This window comes from Butyrivibrio sp. WCD2001 (genome assembly GCF_000424485.1).
GTDB lineage: Bacteria > Bacillota > Clostridia > Lachnospirales > Lachnospiraceae > Butyrivibrio.
The window spans coordinates 1-23,958 of sequence record NZ_AUJZ01000006.1 but is presented as its reverse complement, the minus strand read 5'-3'; the positions used below and the strand labels follow the sequence as shown (position 1 = coordinate 23,958).

Below are 23,958 nucleotides of genomic sequence, written 5' to 3'. Positions count from 1 at the left end.
GTTATTTTATCACGCTTTGATATAATGGAACACTGTACGAGGGGACAAAAACATTTATAAAATGGAGGAAAGTGTATGAGAAAGTTTTCAAAAATCGGTGCAACCGCACTTGCGCTTGCGCTGTCCGTAGCGTTCGCTACGCCGGCTTCTGTTAATGCCGCAAACTACCCTGTCAAGTATATTGAGTTAGAGAGGGAAAAAACAAATGTTACTTATTCCAGCAAGCTTATTACCGAAGATAATACGATAATATACCAGACTACGGATTATAAGGCATTTCAGGCGGAGGCTGCGAAATATTCCGGCGATAGCACTGTTAAGAGAGTGACCACTACAGTCAAGGGAAACAAAACATATTATTTGGTAAGGACAACAGTTAAAAACGAGATTTCGGGAGCAACCGGATCAGATGCAGATCCGAAGGCTACATATGCTGAGGAGGAGACATTAACTAAGCGAATTTATATAAATTCTGATGGACCGACTCTTTTGGGTGTCGGACTCAGAAATGGCGATGTTGCCATAAAGAAGCTTAAATCATCCAAAAACAGTGTCCTCACAGCAACAATTGACCGTAGTAAGGGCGGTGTTGCAAAGACTGATGAAAATGCTGATATTGAAAAGGATAAGAATGGAAATTATTATTACCGTACTTCAACAGGACAAAAGATAATAATTCCGAAGAATGCTAAAGGAACCGGATACGACCAAGAATCAGCAGAATATAAGAATTCAAACGGTTCAGCTGCGGCAGTCTACATAAAGCTTACCCCTAAGAGATGCGGCACATCAAAGGTTTCCTTTGCTGTTTACAATAAATACGGTAAACAGACAGGAAAGATTGCTGTTAAGATCACAGTAAGAAGTGATGGAGATGTCTTTAAGACCTTCTCTTTTGGTGGAAAATCCCTGATTCAGAAACATTATGGGGACAAAAACTATATAAACTATGGCAGAAAAGTAAATTCCTATGATTATAATCTTTCAACAAAGAAAAAAGGCAGGCTTGTAGTTAAGGCCAATAAGGGCTATAAGATTGTAAAAATTCTCGTTGGAACGTATGAAAAGCCGAAGTCTATAAAAGGCGTGGATTATGATAAGTATTCCAATACATACTATGATGTTGATAATGAGTATGGATCTTCGTCTGCAAAAGGTAAGACTAATGCTACACCCCATGATTATAACGGAGACGGAGATGTATTGGATAAGGTTTATGGTAATTACGAGTACAATCGTGGTATGAAATACAAGACGGTTAAGTCCGGAAAAACCATAAAGCTTGGACAATATGGATCTGATTCAGGAAAGTGGACTACAACAGAAGTTGACAAGGATGCTAAACTAGGAAATAAGACTACGACTATTGACGAAGTATATTACTCAGACTATGCGCCTACAAATATTATGGTAGTCTACTACGATATTGAAGACAAATACTATGGAGTAACCAGCACAACCATCTATGCGAAGGCAAAGCAGCCTAAGGGTAAGAAATCAAAGAAATAATTTTGGTTTGGCAGATATAGTTAAAGCCTCGGAGCTAATCATGCTCCGGGGCCTTTTTAATGGTTTTGGATGTTATTATATCAGGTATCCTGCGCTGCCTTGCATATAAGATCAACACAGCCGTCAATGCCTAACGTTGAACTCTTTACCGCCAGATCATAGAATTCGGCGCTTCCGAAAGTGGTATCGGTGTAGTGCTTACAATATTTCTTCCTGGTCCTGTCAACTGAATGCATATGCTCGAGAATTTTCTCATCAGAGACACCGGGCATTTTTCCGCGCATGCGCTGCAGGCGGAAATGCTCTGAGGCAGCGATGAATACGTGGAGAGTGTGATCGTACTCTTTAAGAATGATATTGGCGTTTCTTCCGACAATTACGCAGTTACCCTTTTCAGCGACTTTTTTTATCGCTTCTTTTTGTGCATTGAAAAGGCGCTCATCCAGGGGCTTGTTATAGAAATCAAAAAGACTCTGGCCAAAGCCGAACTCTGTAGGAACACGTTCGTCGTAGTAGCGGACTTCCTCCGGAGAGAGGTTACCGCTTTCGATAGCAGCTTTTAATATCATATCCTTGTCACAATAATAGAATCCAAGTCTGTCAGCGACAGCCTGGCCGATGGTGCTTCCGCCGGCACCAAACTGTCTGCTTATAGTTATTATATTCTTCATAAATTCCACCGTTATTTATAAGACTTTATTTAAGAAATCTATGGTTCTTTCTTCTTTGGGATTAAGGAGAACTTCCTGAGGAGTTCCTTCCTCAACGATATAGCCCGCATCCATGAAGATAACCCTGTCGGCCACCTCACGCGCAAAGCCCATTTCATGCGTTACGATAACCATGGTCATTCCGTCTGCCGCAAGGTCTTTCATAACCTGCAAAACCTCGCCTACCATTTCGGGATCGAGAGCAGAGGTGGGTTCGTCGAAAAGCATGATGTCAGGTTCCATGCAAAGAGCTCTTGCGATAGCTACGCGCTGCTTCTGACCGCCTGAAAGCTGGCTGGGGAAGCTGGATTCCTTGTCAGCAAGACCGACCTTCTCAAGCATTTTCTTGGCCCTCTTTACGGCTTCATCCTTGCTGCACTTTTTGAGCTGAACGGGAGCCAGAGTCAGGTTGTCCAATATGTTCAGATTGTTGAAAAGGTTGAAATGCTGGAAAACCATTCCGATGTTTTCGCGGACATGATTGATGTTTATCTGCTTTTGAGTGATATCTTTTCCATCAATAACAACTGTTCCCGATGTAACCTTCTCAAGCTTGTTGAGACAGCGAAGAAAGGTCGATTTTCCGGAACCGGAGGGGCCTATTACACAGACCACTTCTCCCTTATGTATTTCTGCGGAAATGTCTGAAAGTACTTCCAGACTTCCGTAGCATTTCTTTAAGTTTTGAACTTTTATCTTGATTTCGTTTTTATCTGCCAACGCTGAGCCTCCTTTCAACCACCTTTGCGCTTCGTGAAAGGATAGTTATAACGATAAGGTACATGATTCCGACGATAGCCCATGTCTGGAAGGACATGAAGGTGTTCGCCTGTACATTTTTAGCGGTGTTGACGAGCTCCGGGAAGCCGATTACCGACAAAATCGAGGTATCCTTAAGTGTAATTATGAACTGGTTGATGAAAGTGGGAATCATGGTCCGAATAGCCTGAGGAAGAACGACTTTTCTCATAGCCATTCCGTAGGTGAGACCGAGTGATCTAGCTGCTTCCATCTGACCGATATCAACTGACTGAATACCCGCGCGGACAATTTCAGCCATATATGCGCCGCAGTTCAGTGCAAGACAGATTGTTCCTGCCTGAAGTGCAGTCAGGCTTATTGAAAAGCCTCCGATGATTGTATTGAAAAAGTACGGAACTCCGAAATAAACAAAAAACGCCAGAACAATCATAGGAACGCCTCTTATGACGTCTACGAATATCTGGGAAATGATGTTACAGGCTCTGTTTTTAATGACACCCATTATTCCGAAGATCATACCGATGATGCATGCAAAAAACAGGCCCAGAAGGGCAAGAAGAAGTGTTCTTCCGAGAGCCACCAGCAGCATACCGCCATATACTGTAATAATCTTAACCATTTATTTGTTCCTCATAAAAATACACAATAGCCTGCAAAAGCCCCATAATGAGGCTTTTTGCAGGCAATAATAATTAGTTTTATTCACCAAGATATTTAGCAACGATCTCGTCGTATTTTCCGTTTGCCTTGATGTTTGCAAGTCCCTTGTTGAACAGGTCTACAAGCTCCTGATTGTCTGCGTTGAAGATAGCAAAGCCGTACTGAGCAGGATCATTACCTGTTCCGTCTACGATTTTCATGGAGAGTCCGGAATCCTTGATGTTGGCAGCCATGATCGGTGTGTCATCAAAGGTTGCAGCAACCTGTCCGCCTACAACGGCCTGATACATGGTCGGTGAATCCTCAAAATATGTAACGGTGAAGCCGTACTGATCAGCAAGACTCTCAGCATAGGAAGCACTCATGGTACCTGTCTTAACAGCAACAGACTTGCCGCTAAGTCCGTCAAAGCCTGTGATGTCTGAAGATGCTTCTACAGCCATGCTCTGGTTTGCATCATAGTAGCCGTCTGAGAAGATCCAGCCGGACTCTTTTCTCTCATCTGTGATGGATGCGCCGGCGATCATACCGTCTGCCTGACCTGCCTGGCAAGCAGCGATTGAAGCGTCCCAACCAAGAATCTGCATCTCATATTTAAAGCCCTGATCCTCAGCGATAGCTGCGAGAATATCCATATCAATTCCGACAAAATTACCGCTGTCATCGGTGTACTCAAATGGCTTGAAGGATGTATCTGTAGCGATTTTCCAAACTTTGCCCGAAGCATCGCCTGCGGGAGCCTCTGCAGCTGCCTCATCAGTGGTTGATGCAGGCTGTGCTGACTCGCCTGAAGCGCCGCCACAGCCGGCTACAGTAGCCATCATACATGCCATTACAATACCGAACAATTTCTTTTTCATAACCTCTCACTCCTTCCGTGTACGATTGGAATTTATCTAAAAAAATGGGGCATCGGCTAATCGAAATAGCAGACGCCCTTGTCTTTGATATTGATAATATAGCGGATTTTCGGCTGTAATGCAAGGTTTTAATTCGCTCTTCAAATGACTGCCGCCATGCAATATACTGTATTGATAGAAAGGAGCAGCTAAATGAGTATTTTAAATGTTGAACATCTGACACATGGTTTTGGAGACAGAGCCATTTTTGATGATGTGTCATTCAGACTCCTCAAAGGGGAGCATATAGGACTTGTTGGTGCAAACGGTGAGGGCAAATCCACCTTTATGAACATAATCACCGGTAAATTAATGCCTGATTCCGGCAATATCGAATGGGCTAAGAACGTTAAGGTCGGTTATCTTGATCAGCATGCAGTCCTCAGAGAGGGTATGACGATAAGAGATGTCCTCGCTTCAGCCTACGAGCCTCTTTTTGATATGGAAAAACGCATGAATGAAATATGTGATGCGATGGGTGAGGCTGATGAAAAGCAGCTTGAGGAGTATATGGAAGAGCTGGGAACTATCCAGGACCTTCTGACAAATCACGATTTTTATCTGATAGATTCCAAGATCGAAGAGGTATCAAGAGCGCTGGGATTCCTGGAACTCGGCCTTGAGCGCGATGTAACGGAGCTCTCCGGAGGCCAGAGAACCAAGATCCTTCTCGCAAAGCTATTATTGGAGAAGCCGGATATTCTTCTTCTGGACGAGCCCACAAACTATCTGGACGCGGAGCATATCGTATGGCTGACCAGATATCTCCAGGAATATGAAAACGCCTTTATTTTAATATCGCATGATATTCCATTTATAAACAATGTTGTGAATATCATTTATCACATGGACGGACAGACTCACAGTCTCGATAGGTATGTGGGTGATTACGATAAGTTTATGGAAGTCTATGAGGTAAAGAAGGCACAAAGAGAGGCTGCATATAACAGACAGCAGCAGGAGATTGCGGATTTAAAGGACTTTGTCGCCAGGAATAAGGCAAGAGTTGCCACAAGAAACATGGCGATGGCAAGGCAGAAAAAGCTCGATAATATGGAGCTTATAGAGAAGATCCAGGAAAAGCCCAAGCCGGAGTTCTATTTCAAGACAGCTAGGACACCGGGGAAATACCTGTTTGAGCTCAAGGATCTCATAATAGGCTATGATGAGCCGCTTTCAAAACCGCTCAATCTGGCAATTGAGAGAAATTCATTTCTGGTACTTACCGGTGCGAACGGAATCGGTAAAACCACACTGTTAAAGAGCATTCTGGGAATAACACCAGCTATTTTAGGCAAGGTTACCAGGGGTGAGAACGTTGAAATCGGGTACTTTGAACAGGAAATGTCGCCTGACATCGAGACTACCTGTCTCGAAGAGATATGGAATGAATTCCCGTCATTTTCTCAGTATGAAGTGAGGTCGGCACTGGCGAAATGCGGTCTTACCACCAAACATATAGAGAGCAAATGTAAAGTACTCTCCGGTGGTGAGCAGGCAAAGGTTCGCCTGTGTAAGCTTATGAACAGGGAATCCAATATTCTTGTACTCGACGAGCCCACGAACCACCTTGATGTAGATGCTAAGGAAGAGCTTCACAGAGCGCTTAAAGAGTACAAGGGAACCGTGCTTATGGTCTGTCATGAGCCTGAATTTTACGAGGATCTTGCTACGGAAGTAATAGATTGTACAAAGTGGACGACTAAGATCTGACATGCTGATACCAATATCGTATAAAATAAAAAATCCGCGGCGAGGCCGCGGATTTTAAACTTTATGCAAAAGTCTTATAGTATTCTTCAAGTGCTTCCTCAATCATTTTCAAAAGATGTCTCATAACCCTGTCCCCCTTTCTTAAACAAGATATGTACTATATGTTTCATCTCATGCCGTTTTCCGTCGGCGTTATTTCGTATTTCCTTTATCTGATTACAGCATAACACCTTGCATAGCTGTTGTATAATACATATATAAGAGGGTAAGATATACCTAAAAGGTATATATGAAAGGAGAGCAATATGGAGCTTCGACATATCAGATATTTCCTTACAATAGCAGAAGAAGGCAGCTTTACAAAGGCCGCAGAGAAGCTATGCATTGCACAGCCTCCGCTAAGCCGTCAGATAAGGGATTTGGAGGAAGAGCTTGATACGCAGCTGTTCGTAAGAAAAGCAAGAGGACTTGAGCTTACGGAGTCGGGAGAGCGTTTTATGCAGTACGCAAGGAGAATTAAGCAGCTCTCCGATCAGTCTCTTGAGGATATCAGAGAGATGAGAGAAGGCCTTACAGGCAGGCTGTACCTTGCTACGGTTGAAGGACATGCACCTGAACTGTTCGCAAGCTGGATCTGCGATTTTAAGAAGAAATATCCGCTTGTTGAATACGAGGTGTGGAACGGAAATTCCGACGATGTTGTGAAGAGAGTTCATGCAGGACTAAACGAGATAGGAGTTATAACGCTACCCTACGATGAAGAGGGTCTGGACGGGCGGCTTGTTTACACGGAGCCCTGGGTTGCAATGATACCGGAAAATCACCCGCTTGCCACAGAAAAAGGCGATTCCATAGAAATCGCCAAGCTTGCACCCTATGAGCTTATTATTCCCTCCAGAAGATCCAGAAGAAAAGAGATAGAGAACTGGTTTGCACCCTTAAACTGTGAACCAAAGATAATCTGCCGCATAGCGCACATGCTGAACGCCTACGAACTGACTGCAGGCGGACTTGGAATCGCAATTTATCCCGCATCTGCCGCCAAATATATCAGTAAAGGCGTAGTTATTAAGCGCATCGCCAAGCCGGATGTCACCGCAGGCTATGTACTGGTAAAAAGCTCAAAGCGTAATCTTTCCAAGGTCGCAGAGGAATTCTGGAACATGGTTAACGGGATATATGACGAAGACAAAAAATGAGTATATATACAAAAAGCTGTCTTCGGGCAGCTTTTTTATTTCACTAATAATTTAGAAATCTACCAAAGCAAATTATTATATAATAAATATACAGCTTTGGTGTTTAAAAGCAGGAACGGATATAGTAGTTTTTTATGAGGAGGAACAATCATGAAGATTCTTGAGGAAAAGATTCTTGAGTGTGGCAAGGTATATCCCGGAAACATTCTTAAAGTGGACAGCTTTTTGAACCATCAGATTGATGTAGGGCTTCTGGAAGTGATAGGAGAAGCTTTTTATGAGAAGTATAAGGACAGGAAGATCACCAGAATTCTTACCATCGAAGCATCAGGGATACCGATAGCCTGCGCAGTAGCGAAGTACTTTGGAGTTCCGGTTGTTTTTGCCAAGAAATCCAAGAGTCTTAATATTGGTGATGATGTATATGTATCAAGGGTGAGTTCCTTCACATATGGAAAAGAATATGATGCAACAGTTTCGAGAGAATATTTAAATTCGGATGACCATGTTCTCTTAATCGATGATTTCATAGCTATCGGGAATGCCATGAAAGGACTGGTAGAAATCTGTGACCAGGCAGGAGCAAAGGTGGAAGGCATAGGAATTTGCATAGAAAAGGGCTTCCAGCAGGGAGGCGCGGACTTAAGGCAGATGGGATACGACGTCACTTCTCTTGCTATTATCGATGAGATGAAGGACAACGGCGAGATTATTTTCAGAGAGGCTGACTAACGGAGATAACAGAACTACATGAAGGATTTTGAAGCATTAAAAGAAAAGAGTCTCAGCGATGTAAAAAGCGCGGGGATACAAATAGGCAATATTGTATCCTGGGAGATTAACAAAAGAGCAAAAACAAGATGGGGACAGTGTAAAAAGAATATTGATGGTACGTACGCAATACAGATATCATCAGCGCTTCTGACGGATGACCGAATTTCCGAAAAAGCCGTGTTGGAGACCATGATCCATGAGATACTGCATACCTGCAAGGATAGTATGAATCATACAGGGCGCTGGAAGAAAAATGCGGATATTATGAATAGAATCTACGGCTATAACATAAAACGCATAACCAGGGGCAGTGAGAAGGGAGTAGAGGATTACAAGAGCACTCCGCTGGCGATAAAATATGTTTTTACCTGCAGAGGCTGCGGCGCCAAAATATACAGAAAACGCGATTCGAAATTCACAAGAAATTACAGGCGTTATGGTTGTACAAGGTGCGGCGCAGTTGCATGGTCCAGGCAGACTGTAGCCGAAATTAAATTGTAATTTTAGAGATTGGATAAACAGGAAATGAAGAAAGACAATATTATATTGATTGGTATGCCGGCTTCGGGTAAGAGCACGATGGGAGTTGTTCTTGCGAAGATTCTCGGATACAACTTTGTGGACGCCGATCTGGTAATCCAGAAGCGGGAAGGAAAAAGGCTGTCCGAAATCATCGAAGAGCAGGGAATTGAGAAATTCATTGAGATTGAAAACAGGACAAATTCCGAGATAGAGGAAGAAAAAAGTGTCATTGCTACCGGTGGAAGCGTAGTTTACGGCAAGGAGGCAATGGAACACTACAAGAATATAGGGAAGGTAGTATATCTCAAGGTGGATATGGAAGAGTTGACAAACCGCCTGCAGGATGCGAAACAGCGCGGAGTAGTCATGAGAGAAGGGCAGACTCTATTATCCCTCTATAACGAGAGAAGCGCGCTTTATGAAAAGTATGCGGACATCACGATTGAGGAAAAGGATCACAACCTTGAAGAAGTGGTGGAACTTACTCTACATGCACTAGGTGGAAAGTAAAACTTCCCCGTCAAAGCCTTCCCCTTGGGGGGAAGGTGGCACGAAGTGCCGGATGAGGGGAATCTTTTAGTTTATATGGTTTTAGCATTTTCTAAATCAAGTGCATCCTCAGCAGTAGGTGCATCTTCTTTCGAGTCAGCCACATCTTTTTCATCGTCACGGTTTCCCATAATTTCATTCAGCATCTGCTGGATCATTTGCTGAATCATGGAGTTAAGCTCATCTACAATATTGTTATAGCTTTTGGTGGAAACGGACGTTACGCCGGTTTTTTCGGAAGTAGTATCTTCCCTGCCGATATTCATCAGCTTTTCAAAGAACGTCTCCATTTGCTCAAACAGCTTCTTTGCACCGGAAAGATTTCCATCTGTTTCTGCAGCAAATCCGACCTTGTAAAGGTAATTACCATTCTCGGTAATGTCCTCCGGCATTGCATTCTTTACTGCTTTCATGGCATTGTCTGCAAGTCCTTCCGTATCTCTGATATAGGCGCAGAGTGTGGCAAAACCTGCGTAATCTGTATTTGTGGGATCAACGCTGTAGGGATCTATCTCTTTTGAGAATGAATTACCATCCTTATCTATTCCGGATGCAGTATAGATTCTGGAACCACCCGACACATTTATTGTTATCTTCAGCTCCTGCTGTCCGCTACTAACGTCAAATGCTGACGAACCGGTGCTTTTTTCCGTAGCACCTGTTATGTCAGAAGGCATCTTGGCAGTTATTATTCTCGTATATGACAGGAATGCGCCTTGACCGTAAGGGCTTGACTCGCTTGCCTTTATTACTTTGGCATCATCTCCTGTATTTGTTACATCCCCCGTTTCAGTTGCTTTTTCAGTGGCAAGGTTCATTGCGGTAAGAAAGCTTGGAACTTCCGAGTCACTGTTTACAGTGTTTTTCACCTCGGAAGCACCTGTTCCAACCTTAAAGGCGCCGAAAGCCATATAGACGCTTCTGTAACCACCGATATTGTTGAGATCTTCCATATATACCCTTTCTGTGCAACCTCTGTCATTCGGGTGCACGCCACTCCCCAAAGGGCCGAGTGGCAAACCATTATTACGTCACTTGTTTTTTCTCCTTTCTAAAAAGTACAAAAATAGCGTCATAATGCAATCCATTTGCATTAAAACGCTATCCTTAGCCATATAGTATATCGGACAATTTAATCTGATTATTAATAGCTTCAATTAAAACGTTTTTTATCATATAATTGAAGCTCGGGGGAATTGTTATTTTTGGAGGAAAAACGTATGACAAAAAGAAATGTTGGATGGATACTGGTCATTATTGGCTTATTCATGCTGTTCAAAATGGTACGCGTATCATCATTTGGCTTCTACAGGATCGGCAGGGTAAGCACATCTGCAATAGTTCTGGTACTTCTCATTATTTCAGCGATAGCTGTTATTGTTAATAAAAATAAGTTTACATGGGGATGCCTGGTGCTGTCCCTGTGCTTTTTGGTTGTATCGCTTATTCTTGGTACAGACCTTTATTTTGCATATTCATCACTTACAGACATACTGCTTGTGTTTGTTCCCATAGTTGTCGGAACAGGTCTTATCATCAAGAGCGCTTTTGAAAAGCATAATAAAAAAGCAAACAAGTATGAGTTTTAAGGAGTGAATATGAATAACAGAAAATTGGTACGACTGATAATATCAGGCGTTTTACTTTTTGCGTCTTTAATGATGTGTATTTTGGGCATAGGATGCTCTATTGCCTCAAAGCTCGGAGAGACATTCGTAGAAGTACCGGCATATATAACTGATGTAAGGGAAACCACTATAAGATCAATGAAATCATCTCGTACCCAATATGAGTATACAGTTCATTATACTTATGACGGTCAGGAATATGAGGAGAGAGAGAAGTCTGATTTCAGACCTGATGAAGATATATCAAGTATGTATTACAGTCCCGAAACCGGGATGATTACTGAAACCAGCGCGGAGACATTCAAATATTCAACCTATGTATTTTTTGTTCTTGCAGCAGGGTTGCTCATAGCCAGTATAATAGCATTTATAGTCATTAAGGTGTGAAACAGGCCGGAAGCATGGCGTGATGAAAATGATGGAGTATTTTTGGAAACAGCAGGATGACCTTCCTGAAGGTATAGGTTATGGTTTGTTTAGCACAGAGCATATGATAAGCATCGTTGTTGTCCTTGCTCTTGTGGTTTTGGTAGCCATTCTTATTAGGCGTTTCAGTGAAGATAAAAAAGTAAGAATCTGTAAGGCAATACCGCCGATAATGCTGATATTGGAGATTTTCAAAGACCTCTACCTTGTAAGGGTAGGACATTTTGGGATAGGATACCTTCCACTCCATATATGCAGCATAGGAATATTTGTCTTTCTGATAAGGGAATATGTTCCATCAGTGAAGATAAAGGGCATATTTGGGGAGATAGCATATATCCTCATTATGCCTGCTTCTGTTTGTGCGCTTCTTTTCCCTGATTGGGCGGATCTGTACCCTGTCTGGAATTTCATGAATCTCTACAGCTACTTATGGCATGGGCTTCTTGTACTGTATCCGTTACTTCTGAAGCTGGAAGGAAAAATAAAACCGACTCTAAGGCATATCCATTACGAGATAATTTTTCTTTTGATTGTGGTTCCGCCAATTCTCCTTTTTGATAGGGCATTCGGATGTAATTACTTTTTTGTAAACTGGCCCATTAGGGGGACTCCGCTTGCTTTTATAGCAGATAAACTCGGAATAAAGTATTACCTTGTGGGCTATGGAATGCTTACACTTGCAGTTCTTTTTATTGTGTATGTCGTTACGGGCACCATTGATAAGCTTACAGCCCGCAAAAACTGAAGGATATTTTTATATGGAAAACAAAGAAGAAAAAGAAGATAAACGAATATACACCTTTAGCAAGGAAAAACCTGCCACGGAAGCTGTAATGATGGCTGTATCATTAACTCTTTTACTGTATGTGATAAGAAAATCGGAAAAGCTTGTTCAAAAGGAAAGTAATGAATATGAAGTATAAGAATTACATTTTTGATCTGTACGGAACGCTAATAGACATACATACCGACGAGGAGCAGCCGGACCTGTGGGAATTCATGGCGGATTATCTTGCAATAAACTTCTCATGTCAGTACGATGCCAAAAAACTCAGAAAAGATTACCTGAGAATTTGCAGAGATGAAGAAGAAAAGCTCGCTAAAGCAAACGGAAGCAAGTTCCCCGAAATAAAGATCGAATGGGTATGGGAAAGGCTTATTGGCAAGCCATGCTCTGATGCCGATATGCGTCTTCTTTGTAATACCTTCAGGGAGAGATCCAGGGACAAGCTTGTACAATATGAAGGTGTGGCTGAGACTTTAACAGCCATAAAAAAATCCGGTGGAAAGGTATTCCTTCTTTCCAATGCTCAAAGACTTTTTACGGAGAAGGAGCTTGAGGATACAAATCTGACTAACTTTTTTGACGACATCTTCATTTCATCCGATATGGGTGTAAAGAAGCCCGATGAAAGGTTTCTTCTTGCACTTTTTGAAAAACACGGTTTAAAGAAAGAAGAATCGGTAATGATCGGCAATGAAGTTCTTGCGGATGTGGGCGTTGCAACTGCCGCCGGTATTGATGCAATCTACCTGAATACCTATGCTCACACGCAGAAGGAAATACAGCGAGATCTTAAGATATGCCATGCGGATACTGATAGAGTCAATATTGTTGATGACGGAAATATTTTGAGTTTATTGAGGAGATAAGGAAAGAATTTCCGCAGGTTAAATTAGAGCAAAAATCATATTGCTCCGGGATAATACAAATTAGTAAGAGGTAACTGCTAAGCATCAATTCCAAATATGCAGCCCGCCTTTTTTGATATAAAATATATTAGTAGAACATCAACTATAGGAATGCTCTACATACAATATAAAAAAGAGAAAGGTTTAGGGGGAAGCATATGGAGTATTACGGGAGAAAACCCAATTATAATTTTCTTCACAGAATGATGTTTGGCATGGCGGAGTTTTATAACGGGGGAGCCTTTGTCATCATCAACACGTTTTTTGCGGTGTTTATGACCAAGGCTCTTGGTATGCCTGCAGCTCTTGCAGGTACGATCCCGCTTGTGGGAAAAGTGTGGGATGCCATCACAGATCCCATGATGGGCAATATTACTGACAGAACCACATCAAAATTCGGACCTAAAAGATTTTATATTCTTATTGGTGCTTTTGCTTCGGCGATTACGTTTCTTCTGCTATGGGTGAGCATTCCGACCACATCACCTGTTATTCTTTATATCTTTTATCTGTTTATGTATTGCCTGTTTTCAACGGGCTTTACCATCCTTTTTGTTCCATATTACGGGCTGCTTCCTGACATGATGGATGACTATGCAATGCGCGCAAAATTCTCCAACTGCCGCATGATCTGGTCAACCCTGGGATCCATGGTATGCGGACTCATACCTACATTCATAATTACAGATACGCTGAATAAATCACTATATATGAAATGCGCATTTATTTTCAGCGTTCTTTTCCTGTGCACATCACTTGTTACTTTCTTTGGAACCTGGGAAAAGAAAAAAGAGCCCATTAACACAACTCTTGCCGAGAGCTTCCCTCAATCTGTAAGTGTCTTAAAGAGCAGATCTTTCAGGCTTTTCCTTGGTCTCTATCTCTTTGGACAGTGCGGAATGGACTTTGTTTCCGGTATGGCTGTTTATTATGTGGATGATGTTCTAAACGGATATGGAAACGGTTACTTTACCTATCTGATGGCGGTTCTTCTGATCTCGCAGCTTGTCGGCATGCTGATTTGGGGACCTGTGATGAGTAAAACCTCCAAGAGAACAACAATACTCATTGGAGCACCCATAAGACTCCTTGGAACATTGGGACTTTTGGCCTTTTCCTATGAAGGAGCAAGTATTGTTCTGATACTGATTCTGACAGCTCTTATCGGAATCGGTAACGCTGCGACTCTCACCAGTATATTTGCGATAATGGCTGATATGGCTGAAGTTGACGAGCTTATCACTTCAATCAGAAGACCCGGTATCGTCTCGGGTATGGCTACCTTTATAAGAAAAATCTCCGCAGGCGTATCTGCAGCAGTAATCGGAATTCTTTTATCTGCGGTAGGTTACGATGAAGTGATCGCCAACAGCGGCGGATGTCAGTCTCTGGGAACTCAGCAGGGTATATCCCTGATTTTCATTATATGTCCTGCAATTCTGATAACACTTCTGTTTGTTGTGGCGGTGATTTTCCCTATAACCGGCAAAGAATTTGCAGTAATTCAGAAGGACATCGCCCGCAGAAAAGGTGAAGATTCATCAGCTCCGACAGAAGAAGAGAAGCGTATCTGCGAGAAAGTCACGGGTTTTGCTTACGATAATCTGTGGGATATAAAGAATTCAAATAAAAAATAAGAAAGAAGGTAAAACTATGAGCTATCCTTTGATATGGGCTCACCGAGGAGCCAGTGGCTATGCGCCTGAAAACACACTTCCCGCATTCAAAATGGCTGCGGACATGAAAGCTGACGGAGTTGAGCTTGATATTCAGCTTACAAAAGATGATGTCATTGTGGTCTGTCACGATGAAACCATAGACAGAACCAGTAATGGTGCGGGTTTTATCAAGAATTACACCTATGAAGAACTGCTTAAGTTTGATTTTTGTAATGGCAATCAGGCTTATGAAGGTGTACATATTCCCACTATGGAAGAAGTGTTTGATTTACTGGCACCGACAGGACTTACCATAAACATCGAACTCAAGACCGGGGAGATATTCTATCCCGATCTGGAGGATAAAATCGTCGAACTTGTGAAGAAAAAGGGCTTTTCGGACAGAGTTATCTATTCTTCTTTCAACCATTACTCAGTGATGAAAATTAAGGATATAAGCCCTGAATCAAAGGTTGGTTTCCTATATGCGGACGGCCATCTTAACATGCCCGGATACGCCGCAGAAAATGGAGTAGATGCGCTCCATCCGGCTTTATATAATCTGCAATATCCTGATTTTATGGATGACTGCAACATGTTTGAGATTGACGTTAATGTATGGACAGTCAACAAAGAGGCGGACATGATTAAATGCCGTGATATGGGCGTAAATGCCGTAATTACCAACTATCCCGATAAGGCAAGGAAAATCTATGAACAAGGTTAATTTCCTGGGTGAAGATGATTTCATCCGGATAATGAAAACTGAAAACAGTGAGTTTCGAAAGACCCATGTAAAACAGGGAAAATTTCAGTCTTTTGACGGGGCTACGCTTAATTACTATTTTGCCATACCTGAAAATTCGACTAAGGTAGTTGTCTTTGCTCATGGCTTTTGTGAATTCTTCGGAAAATATCATGAGTATGTCTGGTATCTGTACCAGGCCGGATTTGGGTTCTTTTTCCCGGAGCAGCGAGGACACGGCTACTCTGAGGGCAAGATGAAGGAGCCGGATGTCGTCTATATCGATGATTACGATACATATGTCGAAGATTTTCATATTTTTATGGATAAGGTGGTTATGCCTGCTACTCCTGAAAAGAAGCGAATTCTTATTGCGCATTCCATGGGAGGCGCTGTGGGTACTCTTTTCCTCGAGAAATATCCGGGTTATTTTGACAAGGCTATTCTAAGTTCTCCTATGCTTAAGATGAAGTCGGTTCCTTCGAAATTGTTGTGCAGTCTGCTTAGTATCTATGCATTTCTATTTGGTAAGCGCAAAGCTATGGCGCCGGGGCAGAAGCACTTTGATGGGGTGTCTGTGTTTGAGACAAGCAGTACTAAGTCCAGAGCCCGCTATGACTATATGTTTGAGATGCGATTAAAGGACGAGCATTATCAGACCTATGGCGCCTCCATTGGCTGGGGGCTGGCAAGCTATAAGGTGTATGACAGGATTTTCAAAAATGCTTCAAGACTCGCGCTGCCGATAACTGTATTTACTGCAGGTCAGGACCATCTGATTGATTCCGATGGTTATACGGAATTTGCAGGGAAGGTTCCCGGTGCGAAGATTATTGCTTTTGAGGATTCGAGGCATGAGATTTTCAATGCAGAGGAAGAAACGCGTAATGAATATTTCAGGCAGGTACTGGAGATTATAGATAGGGATTGATATTGAAACCATTTAAAATTCAGGATATTAACGGAAAGGAGTCGGATTTATGCGCAAAACAAAAACACACGTTATTCTAACAGCTCTTATTTTCTCTATGTCGATGCTGCTATCAGCTTGCAATAATTCAGGAGAAGTAACAAGCGATGAAGATGGAGATCTTAAACCTGTTATGTACTTCTATCCTACGGAAGACAATTCTGCAATATCTGCGTCTATAGACTATGACGGAGTATTTTCCACGGTTTATCCCGACTTTTCATCAGATAACACATGGAATTTTATTGCTGATAAAGACGGTACCATAAGTATAAGTGATAAGGAATATGGCTACCTTTTCTGGGAAGGAACTCATAACGGAAACTATACCATTACCAGCGGAGACTGTGTGGCTAAGGAAGATCTCGTCCCCTTCCTCGAAGATAAACTAACCGCGCTGGGACTGACCGACAAGGAAAAAGACGATTTCATCACTTTCTGGCTTCCAAGGCTTAGCCAGAACAGCTATAATCTGATTTCTTTTGATAACTCACAGTATCTGGAGAAAGCAAAGCTTTTGATAAATCCTTCTCCGGACACGCTGATCCGTGTATATATGACATATACAGGTTGTGACAACCCTGTGGAAATTGCTCAGCCTGAAGAAATAATCACTCCTTCCAGAAACGGGTTTACCGTTGTTGAGTGGGGTGGAAGCGAAGTAAAGGAATATAATAAAGGCGGTTTGAGGTTATGATCCATTTAGAATCCGTTACACGGGATAATATCGAAGAATTGATAGAACTTTCTGTAAGAGAGGACCAGCAGAGTTTTGTTTCTACTGTTGCGGAATCGCTTGCCCAGGCATATGTGTATTCCGAAAATGCTTATCCGTTTGCTGTCTATGAAGACGATATCTTAGTTGGTTTTATCATGATGGGCTATTACGAGGTGAAGCAGTATTATACCTTGTGGAAATTCCTTATCGATTATAGATACCAGAATAAGGGGTATGGGCGACAGGCGCTTGTATTGGGCCTTGAATATATAAAAGAAAAATTCAATCCGCCGGATATATACACCGGAGTTGCACCGGGGAATACAGTGGCTAAAGACTTATATAAGTCCGTAGGTTTCGAAGATACAGACCTTATCGAATGCGGAATGGAAGAGATGAAATTGAAATATCCCATGACAATCAAAATAAATTAGCATGAACTAGCCCTCATATCTCATTATTATGGGGGCTATATCAGGTGATTGTACACATGGAGTATATACGGCATAATGTATATACAATAAAAGGAGGTGATCACATGGAGCAGGTTGCAATAAGGGCTTGGGGCAATAGCCAGGGAATACGAATTCCTAAGGATATTTTGGAAAAATTGCAGTTAAAGGTTTCTGATGTGTTGGATATAGAAATAGAAAATGACAGTATTGTTCTTAGAAAACAGTTTGTTCATAAAACTTTTGAAGAAAGACTTGCAGAGTTTAATGGTGAAATAACGGTTTGTGATTTTGATTGGGGCGAACCGGTAGGGAGAGAGATTTTATGAGCGAGTTTAATCAAGGGGATATTATAAAGATTACAGGTTTCAAAAGACAGCTGTTTGTTATAGTTAGCAAAAATGCTTTTATAAAGGCAACAGGTATATTTCATGTATGCCCTATGCTTTCTAATATTCACGCCGGGCCTTTACATATTCCGGTGTGCGGGAAAAAGGGTGAGTCTGGAACTGTAATTTGTGAGCAGTTTAAAGCAATAGATCCTAGGGCAAGAGGGTGTAATAGAGTTGATTTTCTTGCATATGAGGACATTATGAATGTATCGGATGCGGTGCAGGGAATTTTTGAGTACGATTAATAGTAGTCATGTTCCGCTGAAAAGATGGCAGTACATGGTTGGGGTTCTTATGCCCGGGGTTGTTCTTGGAGTAATATTTGAAAGATAAAATGGAAAATGGTGATCACTGTGAGAGGTGGTCACTATTTTTATATTGCACAAATATTGCATGTTCTTTGCATTCCGTCCTGCCTTGACTCTGTGATACAATGATTTCTATGATTACTTGTGGAGGAGACCACGATGGAAATACTTGATTTTTTACAGAAATACAATATATACAAGCAGGATATGGAAAGAATTTCTGGGGAGAGCAGGTGTTATGGATTACTGATCCGAAACAGATAAGTATGGAGCATATGAAGTTTGTCGGGGGATATCCAAATGAGTACTGCATATACCTTTCTGAGCTGCCGGCAGAGGAACAGGCGGAAATACTAGAGCAGCTACGATAACAACCGTTATATTGCGGCGTGGATTTTTTTTAATGCTCGGATAGCGGAAATGCTTTTCATCATAGAGTATTTGTCCTTATTAAAAAACTCACACTACAGGTATATTATAGCATTTCATGGTATGAATTGGATTATATTATGAAAAACGAGAAATATTCGTGAACTATCAGCTAAAAGTTTAGATAGCTTCTACGATTAATAGCTTGGGTAGAAAAGAATATGTTAGCTATGCGTAAAAGAACAGTTTTACGCATACATAAGATTATGATAAAATAAATATAGGAGATTTTTGATGAAAAAACAGTTATTTTATGGGGATTAATAACATGTCTGAAGGAATAAATTATACTGATAGAACCTCAAAACTGCTTGAAGATATGCCGGATTATGTGGTCAGTTTTATAAACAGATATAGCGGACGCGGCAAAGCTGCAACTATGTTTGAATATAGCCGCGATATTTTCGTGTTTTTTGAATATCTGATCAATTTTCACCCGGAATTCTGTGATAAGAAAATGATCGATATTACTACGGATGATCTTGGAAAACTTCTTCCCGAGGATATCGATAATTTCATCGCAACGCTGCGGAATACTAAGGATAAAAGATTTAAAAGAACGGATGATGCATATGAAAAAAGTATGCGGCCTAAGAAAAATTCCCTTACAGGGCCAAAGAAAAAGGATGATGAAACCAGTGAAGCCACTTTAAAGAGAAAAAAGGCCACTATATCCGCTTTTTATTCATACCTTTTGAGCAATGGTAAGGTCACAATGAATCCGGTCCTTGCGTCCAGAAAAATTGATATTCCCAAGAAAAAACTCATATATCTGGATTTTGAAGAACAGAATAAACTGATTGATACCGTAATCAATGGCACAGGGCTTGGCGATAATACGCGAAAATATCACAGCATATATGCAGAACGTGATGCTGCAATGTTTATGCTGCTTTTGGATACCGGGCTTCGTGTATCCGAGATGCTTAACACCAATATAGTCGATTTTGATCTGAATAAAGGGAAAGTTACCGTCATCAGAAAAGGCGGCGATCAGCAGGATGCCTACTATTCTGACGAATGTGCAGGATATTTATGGGACTATTTTGAATCACAGAAAGCCAGATTCCCTTATACCTCAGAGGTCGAACTACCTGCATTTACTACCACAAAGGGCGAAAGACTCAGTGTCAGGGCTGTTGAGACGCTTGTGAAGAAATATGTGAAGGCTGCTCTTCCCAATAAAGCCCATCTCATATCTCCTCACAAACTCAGATCAAGCTTTGCAATGTCACTATATGAAGCAAGTAATTACAATCTGTTACTTGTGCAAAAAAGGCTTAATCACGCGTCAGTCACCACTACCACTGTGTATGCCAAGGCCGTAGAAAAAGAAGTTGAGAGCTCAAGGAATACTTTGCAGGAATATAAGTTGCAACTAGAGGGCAAATCATAGGAATTAATGATGAATACCCTAGAGGGACATAAGAGTAAAACATGGCAGAAAGTCCTTATTTAACACAATTACATGTAATTATACGCGTAATTGTGCGCATCAATCTAAGTGACTCTGATTACATATAATACTTGGAGAGTATGCAGAGTCGACTGACTGGGAACAAAAAGGAAGAGATGCGGCTGATACCGTAAAGAACTTTTTAGAGGGGCTGAAATAAGATAAGAGCAAATCATAATGAACAGGAAATATCACTATGAACGTAAAAATCCTTGTAATATCAGATTCACATGGCTATCCGGGATATGCTAAAAAGGCTATCGAAAAAGAATCACCCTTTGATATCCTCGTCCACTGCGGAGATATCCAGGACTCCATTTCTTCCATAACGGGAGAAAATCCGCCTTATGAGGTAAAGATAGTCCGTGGTAACTGCGACTTTGGAAACAGCCTTCCCACTGATGAAGAATTCAAGGCAGGTTTCTTAAGCGTATGGGCAACACACGGAAATGCCTACAACGTAAAATATGAGGAAAGCCTTAAGACCTTAAAGGAAGCAGCCAAGTCAAGATGCGCTGATCTTGTCCTTTTTGGTCACAGCCACTATGCAGAGATAGTAAAGGATAAGGAAGCCGGCATTACTCTAGTAAACCCCGGAAGTATCTGCTATCCCCAGGTCACAGGTGACAAACCTACATATGCAGTTATAACAGTTACGGATGACTACGAGATTATCCCAGAAATCAAAGAAATAGGAGAAGATCTATAACCCCAAAGCACCGCCACCGGGAGCCTGCCACAGTGACGGTACCTTATAGATAACATCAACTTCATCAATAATCCTGCTCATAAAAAACTCCTAATTCTATTTTGGGCTGCACGCATGAAGGAGACTTATATCGCAACTCCCTGAAGCTTGCCGTCCGGATCTATGTATGCGTTTCTGTCATCAATATAAATATCACAGGTAATCTTCCGGCTATTGTTGCCGTAAAACTCTACAACTTCCGGCAAATTGTCATTTATCGCGTCAAAAGTAAGTCCGTAATCCCTGCACCACTTAATGGCATCTGAAAGAGGTTTTCCAGCTCTGCATGTCCAGAGAATCAGCTTGTTTCCAGCAGCCTTTTCTTTCAACAAATACTCAATTAGTAGGATGTTGGGATCTCCGAGTTCCGGCCAAGCTGAGTAGCAGAGCGTATTATCAAAATCCACAGCATAAATCGTATAATTCTTTTCCATAAGCAATTCCTCATAATGGCGAATGTATGTTCTCGAACTTATGTTCATTAATAATAACCCTGAATTGCTCATCTTGCAATAGAACACTTTCTTAAATTTTTGTGATCCGTGTAATTTCCCTTGGATCGCTAAGTGAAGTATGATTAAATACGCTCTCAGGATAAGTTGTTCATTCAACTACTTCAATTTGAAACTCAGTTTGGATATATCTTTCAGTAACGGCTGTTTTTGGTACTTTTGCTGATATAAATCCGAGCTTAGGACATCTTAAAATATTGATACAGGGAAAGGAACACCTTTACCCACACATAAGAAAACAACAGAGGCCAGGTGGTGCCGAGACGTTCCAGAACTCAGCATTGTCTGGTCTCGCCTATTAATCAATAAGGGAATATAATAAAAGAGCACTTTGCAACACTTAACCGGCAGGAAATTTATCTGTGGCAAGAGAACTATCTGAAAAAGAGCAGAATGAGTATAACAAAATGATACAGGGAGCAAAGCAACTCAATCTTTTTGGAGAAGAAGAGGAGCTTGATGCAAGGGATTTTATCATAGACCGCCCCTGTGAAACAGAAGATGAAATGTAATAATACCAATTTATTAAAAAAATAATTCATAGCATCCGGAGGTACACATGAGTAGATTAAAAGATTTGAGGACATATATCGACAAGGAACTTGCTAACATTACTGACTCAGACAAAAGGACTAGCGCAACAGCTCATCTTTACGGCGTATCACTTGCGGCAACAATTCTCGCAAAGAAGCGCGGACTTAATGAGGAATTAGGTGCTATATCAGGAATGCTTCACGATCTTCATGCATATAAGAGTGGGTCTTACGATGATCACGCCCATCTCGGAGCAGATCTGGCAAGAAAGGTCCTTGAAGAACTTAGCATCACTTCAAAAGAAGAAACTGATATCATTTGTTCTGCAATATATCATCACGATGATAAACTTGTGACAGATTCTCCGATGGATGAGCTTCTAAAGGATGCAGATGTTATCGACCATTGTTTTAAAGATTCATCGAAGCCTGTAAAAGAAAAAGAGCAGAAGAGATATGACGCTCTCTGCAAAGAATTGGGGCTGTGACCATTTCATGGAATACATAGATGTATATACAAGGGATGGAAGTCTTGCAGGAAAAGATCGAGTTAACAGTATATCTCCTGGATGGATCGATATAACTGGATCTGACATAACAGGACTTGATGCTATTCAGCAGCCTGTTGGGCGAGTTGGAAAGCCGGAAGATATAGTAGAGATGGTGATGTTTCTGTGTTCAGATAAAGCAGGTTTCACTAATGGAGAGAATATCTGCATTGATGGTGGAATGACAAAACTTATGATATATCACGGAGAACATGGTTGGAATTACAGTAAGGGAGAATAACGATGGATCTGAATGAATTTAGATGGACAAGAGAGCCAAAGAGTTTTGAGATAAAGGATGGCACGATTTCTGTTACCACACTTCCTCATACAGATTTGTGGCAGAGAACTTATTATCATTTCCGGAATGATAATGCCCCTGTATATCAGATGAAGACTAGTGATAAGTTCTTTAGCTTTGTAGTAAAGACTAGCTTTGAGGATAGCCATCATAGATTCGATCAATGCGGAATAGTTATGTATCTGGACAGCGATAACTGGATCAAGGGATCTGTAGAATATGAAAATGATAGATTCCAGCACCTTGGGAGCGTTGTAACAAATAATGGGTATTCAGACTGGGCTACTACAGAAATCCCCGCGGATATTAAATCCATGTGGTACCGCTTCAGCAGAAGGGAAGATGATTATTGTATAGAAAGCTCTGATAATGGAGAAACGTGGAAGCAGATGAGAATCTGCCATATGGAAAAGGGTGGTGGTGAGATACAGTTTGGTATATATGCATGTTCACCGGAAGATTCATCATTTACGGCTGTATTTAGTGATATGCAGATAACAGAATGTGTCTGGAAGGCGCATGACGGACAGCAGCCGGATTAACTTAAGGAGGTAGGAGGATGGCAAAGAGGATTGTAGTTGTAAATGCTGGACCAAGGGCATTGCATTTGTAGGGATGGACTTACAAAGGTGCTTGATGACATAAGGGAAGCAGATGGACTTATATTGGGTTCACCTAATTATCTGTCGAACTTAACAGCATCTTTCAGAGCTCTATATGAGAGACTTGTTTTTCAGAGCCTTACTTATAATGCTGAAACACCGTGCTGTAATAAGAACGTGATACCAGTTCTCCTTATAATGACCAGTAATGCACCTGATACGGCTTATACAGAACTACTAAACAGTTACAAGGATACCCTCGATAAATTCGTTGGTCCTACTACTGTACTTGTAAGTGGAGATACATTACAGCTAAATGATTACAGTAAAACTGACTGGGAATGGTCCTTCTTTGATCCTGAACATAAGAAAGAACGGCATGAGACAGTATTTCCGCAGGAATGCAAAAAGGCCTATGAGATGGGAAAATCGCTTATAGTGTAAGTGGAAAGGAATAAAATGGAGAATCTAAGCCAATTTTGTACATGTACAGATTATGATGTATCAGCGAGAAAACTCCTTCCGACATAGTCGGTGGGG

Annotated in this window: 32 protein-coding genes; 26 read left to right on the top strand and 6 right to left on the bottom strand. The window is 41.5% G+C overall.

Going from position 1 to position 23,958, the window contains the following annotated elements:
- The first annotated feature begins 75 nt into the window (after nucleotides 1-75).
- Nucleotides 76-1,509 (top strand): hypothetical protein, encoded by a 1,434-nt coding sequence (locus tag G630_RS0106635; RefSeq protein WP_026498124.1) that lies wholly within the window; start codon nucleotides 76-78, stop codon nucleotides 1,507-1,509.
- An 80-nt stretch (nucleotides 1,510-1,589) separates the two neighbouring features.
- Here G630_RS0106635 and G630_RS0106630 read toward each other — a convergent pair whose 3' ends face one another.
- The 4 genes from G630_RS0106630 to G630_RS0106615 form a co-directional block, all read right to left on the bottom strand.
- The gene (locus tag G630_RS0106630) at nucleotides 1,590-2,180 is read right to left on the bottom strand and encodes a cytidylate kinase-like family protein (protein ID WP_022761178.1); all 591 of its coding nucleotides are present in this window, start codon (nucleotides 2,178-2,180) and stop codon (nucleotides 1,590-1,592) included.
- A 15-nt stretch (nucleotides 2,181-2,195) separates the two neighbouring features.
- On the bottom strand, nucleotides 2,196-2,939 hold the full coding sequence (locus G630_RS0106625; protein WP_026498123.1) for an amino acid ABC transporter ATP-binding protein: 744 nt from the start codon (nucleotides 2,937-2,939) through the stop codon (nucleotides 2,196-2,198).
- Nucleotides 2,929-3,600 (bottom strand): amino acid ABC transporter permease, encoded by a 672-nt coding sequence (locus G630_RS0106620; RefSeq protein ID WP_026498122.1) that lies wholly within the window; start codon nucleotides 3,598-3,600, stop codon nucleotides 2,929-2,931. The genes G630_RS0106625 and G630_RS0106620 overlap by 11 nt, the downstream gene beginning before the upstream one ends.
- Nucleotides 3,601-3,679: 79 nt before the next feature.
- A complete protein-coding gene (locus G630_RS0106615) occupies nucleotides 3,680-4,501 on the bottom strand; it encodes a transporter substrate-binding domain-containing protein (RefSeq protein WP_026498121.1) in 822 nt (273 codons plus the stop codon).
- A 192-nt stretch (nucleotides 4,502-4,693) separates the two neighbouring features.
- On the opposite strand from G630_RS0106615, the gene G630_RS0106610 reads away from it, so the two are divergent.
- The 5 genes from G630_RS0106610 to G630_RS0106585 all read left to right on the top strand — a co-directional run bounded on the left by G630_RS0106610 (nucleotide 4,694) and on the right by G630_RS0106585 (nucleotide 9,258).
- The gene (locus G630_RS0106610) at nucleotides 4,694-6,253 is read left to right on the top strand and encodes an ABC-F family ATP-binding cassette domain-containing protein (protein ID WP_026498120.1); all 1,560 of its coding nucleotides are present in this window, start codon (nucleotides 4,694-4,696) and stop codon (nucleotides 6,251-6,253) included.
- 305 nt (nucleotides 6,254-6,558) lie between these two features.
- Nucleotides 6,559-7,452: a LysR family transcriptional regulator gene (locus tag G630_RS0106600; protein ID WP_022761175.1), complete on the top strand. Its 894-nt coding sequence runs from the start codon at nucleotides 6,559-6,561 to the stop codon at nucleotides 7,450-7,452.
- A gap of 150 nt (nucleotides 7,453-7,602) precedes the next feature.
- Nucleotides 7,603-8,184 (top strand): xanthine phosphoribosyltransferase, encoded by a 582-nt coding sequence (locus tag G630_RS0106595; protein ID WP_022761174.1) that lies wholly within the window; start codon nucleotides 7,603-7,605, stop codon nucleotides 8,182-8,184.
- 18 nt (nucleotides 8,185-8,202) lie between these two features.
- Entirely contained in the window at nucleotides 8,203-8,727 is a 525-nt protein-coding gene (locus G630_RS0106590) for a sprT domain-containing protein (protein WP_026498118.1), read from the top strand.
- Between the two features lie 24 nt (nucleotides 8,728-8,751).
- A complete protein-coding gene (locus tag G630_RS0106585; protein WP_022761172.1) occupies nucleotides 8,752-9,258 on the top strand; it encodes a shikimate kinase in 507 nt (168 codons plus the stop codon).
- A gap of 71 nt (nucleotides 9,259-9,329) precedes the next feature.
- On the opposite strand, the gene G630_RS0106580 is transcribed toward G630_RS0106585, so the two are convergent.
- Entirely contained in the window at nucleotides 9,330-10,250 is a 921-nt protein-coding gene (locus G630_RS0106580) for a hypothetical protein (protein WP_155831948.1), read from the bottom strand.
- A 267-nt stretch (nucleotides 10,251-10,517) separates the two neighbouring features.
- On the opposite strand from G630_RS0106580, the gene G630_RS0106575 reads away from it, so the two are divergent.
- From G630_RS0106575 to G630_RS21020, 15 genes are all read left to right on the top strand, one after another.
- Complete coding sequence (locus G630_RS0106575) at nucleotides 10,518-10,886, top strand: hypothetical protein (protein WP_026498116.1); 369 nt, start codon at nucleotides 10,518-10,520, stop codon at nucleotides 10,884-10,886.
- Nucleotides 10,887-10,895: 9 nt separating this feature from the next.
- Nucleotides 10,896-11,312, top strand: a complete 417-nt coding sequence (locus G630_RS0106570) for a DUF3592 domain-containing protein (protein ID WP_026498115.1) — start codon at nucleotides 10,896-10,898, stop codon at nucleotides 11,310-11,312.
- 28 nt (nucleotides 11,313-11,340) lie between these two features.
- Nucleotides 11,341-12,099 carry a YwaF family protein gene (locus G630_RS0106565; protein ID WP_196805760.1) on the top strand — a complete coding sequence of 253 codons (759 nt, stop codon included), beginning with the start codon at nucleotides 11,341-11,343 and terminating at the stop codon, nucleotides 12,097-12,099.
- Between the two features lie 13 nt (nucleotides 12,100-12,112).
- The gene (locus tag G630_RS24600; protein WP_155831946.1) at nucleotides 12,113-12,277 is read left to right on the top strand and encodes a hypothetical protein; all 165 of its coding nucleotides are present in this window, start codon (nucleotides 12,113-12,115) and stop codon (nucleotides 12,275-12,277) included.
- Nucleotides 12,267-13,007 carry an HAD family hydrolase gene (locus tag G630_RS21030; protein ID WP_049946127.1) on the top strand — a complete coding sequence of 247 codons (741 nt, stop codon included), beginning with the start codon at nucleotides 12,267-12,269 and terminating at the stop codon, nucleotides 13,005-13,007. The genes G630_RS24600 and G630_RS21030 overlap by 11 nt, the downstream gene beginning before the upstream one ends.
- Before the next feature lie 197 nt (nucleotides 13,008-13,204).
- Nucleotides 13,205-14,683, top strand: a complete 1,479-nt coding sequence (locus G630_RS21025) for an MFS transporter (protein WP_044958891.1) — start codon at nucleotides 13,205-13,207, stop codon at nucleotides 14,681-14,683.
- Between the two features lie 16 nt (nucleotides 14,684-14,699).
- Nucleotides 14,700-15,431, top strand: coding sequence for a glycerophosphodiester phosphodiesterase (locus tag G630_RS0106545; RefSeq protein ID WP_026498113.1), 732 nt, complete (start codon nucleotides 14,700-14,702; stop codon nucleotides 15,429-15,431).
- Complete coding sequence (locus G630_RS0106540) at nucleotides 15,418-16,380, top strand: alpha/beta fold hydrolase (RefSeq protein WP_026498112.1); 963 nt, start codon at nucleotides 15,418-15,420, stop codon at nucleotides 16,378-16,380. The genes G630_RS0106545 and G630_RS0106540 overlap by 14 nt, the downstream gene beginning before the upstream one ends.
- A gap of 49 nt (nucleotides 16,381-16,429) precedes the next feature.
- Nucleotides 16,430-17,116: a hypothetical protein gene (locus G630_RS0106535; RefSeq protein WP_026498111.1), complete on the top strand. Its 687-nt coding sequence runs from the start codon at nucleotides 16,430-16,432 to the stop codon at nucleotides 17,114-17,116.
- Nucleotides 17,113-17,571, top strand: a complete 459-nt coding sequence (locus G630_RS0106530) for a GNAT family N-acetyltransferase (RefSeq protein ID WP_026498110.1) — start codon at nucleotides 17,113-17,115, stop codon at nucleotides 17,569-17,571. The genes G630_RS0106535 and G630_RS0106530 overlap by 4 nt, the downstream gene beginning before the upstream one ends.
- Nucleotides 17,572-17,675: 104 nt before the next feature.
- The gene (locus tag G630_RS0106525) at nucleotides 17,676-17,918 is read left to right on the top strand and encodes an AbrB/MazE/SpoVT family DNA-binding domain-containing protein (RefSeq protein ID WP_022761160.1); all 243 of its coding nucleotides are present in this window, start codon (nucleotides 17,676-17,678) and stop codon (nucleotides 17,916-17,918) included.
- On the top strand, nucleotides 17,915-18,226 hold the full coding sequence (locus G630_RS0106520) for a type II toxin-antitoxin system PemK/MazF family toxin (RefSeq protein ID WP_022761159.1): 312 nt from the start codon (nucleotides 17,915-17,917) through the stop codon (nucleotides 18,224-18,226). Before G630_RS0106525 ends, G630_RS0106520 begins: the two co-directional genes overlap by 4 nt.
- A 296-nt stretch (nucleotides 18,227-18,522) precedes the next feature.
- Nucleotides 18,523-18,660, top strand: a complete 138-nt coding sequence (locus G630_RS24140; RefSeq protein ID WP_196805759.1) for a hypothetical protein — start codon at nucleotides 18,523-18,525, stop codon at nucleotides 18,658-18,660.
- Nucleotides 18,661-18,986: 326 nt separating this feature from the next.
- The gene (locus tag G630_RS0106510) at nucleotides 18,987-20,114 is read left to right on the top strand and encodes a tyrosine-type recombinase/integrase (protein ID WP_026498108.1); all 1,128 of its coding nucleotides are present in this window, start codon (nucleotides 18,987-18,989) and stop codon (nucleotides 20,112-20,114) included.
- A gap of 256 nt (nucleotides 20,115-20,370) precedes the next feature.
- A complete protein-coding gene (locus tag G630_RS21020; RefSeq protein ID WP_044958889.1) occupies nucleotides 20,371-20,883 on the top strand; it encodes a YfcE family phosphodiesterase in 513 nt (170 codons plus the stop codon).
- A gap of 125 nt (nucleotides 20,884-21,008) precedes the next feature.
- On the opposite strand, the gene G630_RS21015 is transcribed toward G630_RS21020, so the two are convergent.
- The gene (locus G630_RS21015) at nucleotides 21,009-21,356 is read right to left on the bottom strand and encodes a hypothetical protein (RefSeq protein ID WP_022761155.1); all 348 of its coding nucleotides are present in this window, start codon (nucleotides 21,354-21,356) and stop codon (nucleotides 21,009-21,011) included.
- A gap of 440 nt (nucleotides 21,357-21,796) precedes the next feature.
- Between G630_RS21015 and G630_RS24595 the strand changes: the two genes are divergently transcribed.
- Genes G630_RS24595 through G630_RS21010 form a run of 5 tightly spaced genes read left to right on the top strand, consistent with a single transcriptional unit; the run spans nucleotide 21,797 to nucleotide 23,862 of the window.
- Nucleotides 21,797-21,946, top strand: coding sequence for a hypothetical protein (locus G630_RS24595; protein ID WP_155829706.1), 150 nt, complete (start codon nucleotides 21,797-21,799; stop codon nucleotides 21,944-21,946).
- A 47-nt stretch (nucleotides 21,947-21,993) separates the two neighbouring features.
- Nucleotides 21,994-22,455: an HD domain-containing protein gene (locus G630_RS0106485; protein WP_026498107.1), complete on the top strand. Its 462-nt coding sequence runs from the start codon at nucleotides 21,994-21,996 to the stop codon at nucleotides 22,453-22,455.
- Nucleotides 22,424-22,756: an SDR family oxidoreductase gene (locus tag G630_RS0106480; protein WP_081667822.1), complete on the top strand. Its 333-nt coding sequence runs from the start codon at nucleotides 22,424-22,426 to the stop codon at nucleotides 22,754-22,756. The genes G630_RS0106485 and G630_RS0106480 overlap by 32 nt, the downstream gene beginning before the upstream one ends.
- A 2-nt stretch (nucleotides 22,757-22,758) precedes the next feature.
- Nucleotides 22,759-23,358, top strand: coding sequence for a DUF1349 domain-containing protein (locus G630_RS0106475; RefSeq protein ID WP_026498105.1), 600 nt, complete (start codon nucleotides 22,759-22,761; stop codon nucleotides 23,356-23,358).
- A 42-nt stretch (nucleotides 23,359-23,400) separates the two neighbouring features.
- Nucleotides 23,401-23,862 (top strand): NAD(P)H-dependent oxidoreductase, encoded by a 462-nt coding sequence (locus G630_RS21010; RefSeq protein WP_155831945.1) that lies wholly within the window; start codon nucleotides 23,401-23,403, stop codon nucleotides 23,860-23,862.
- Nucleotides 23,863-23,958 lie beyond the last annotated feature (96 nt).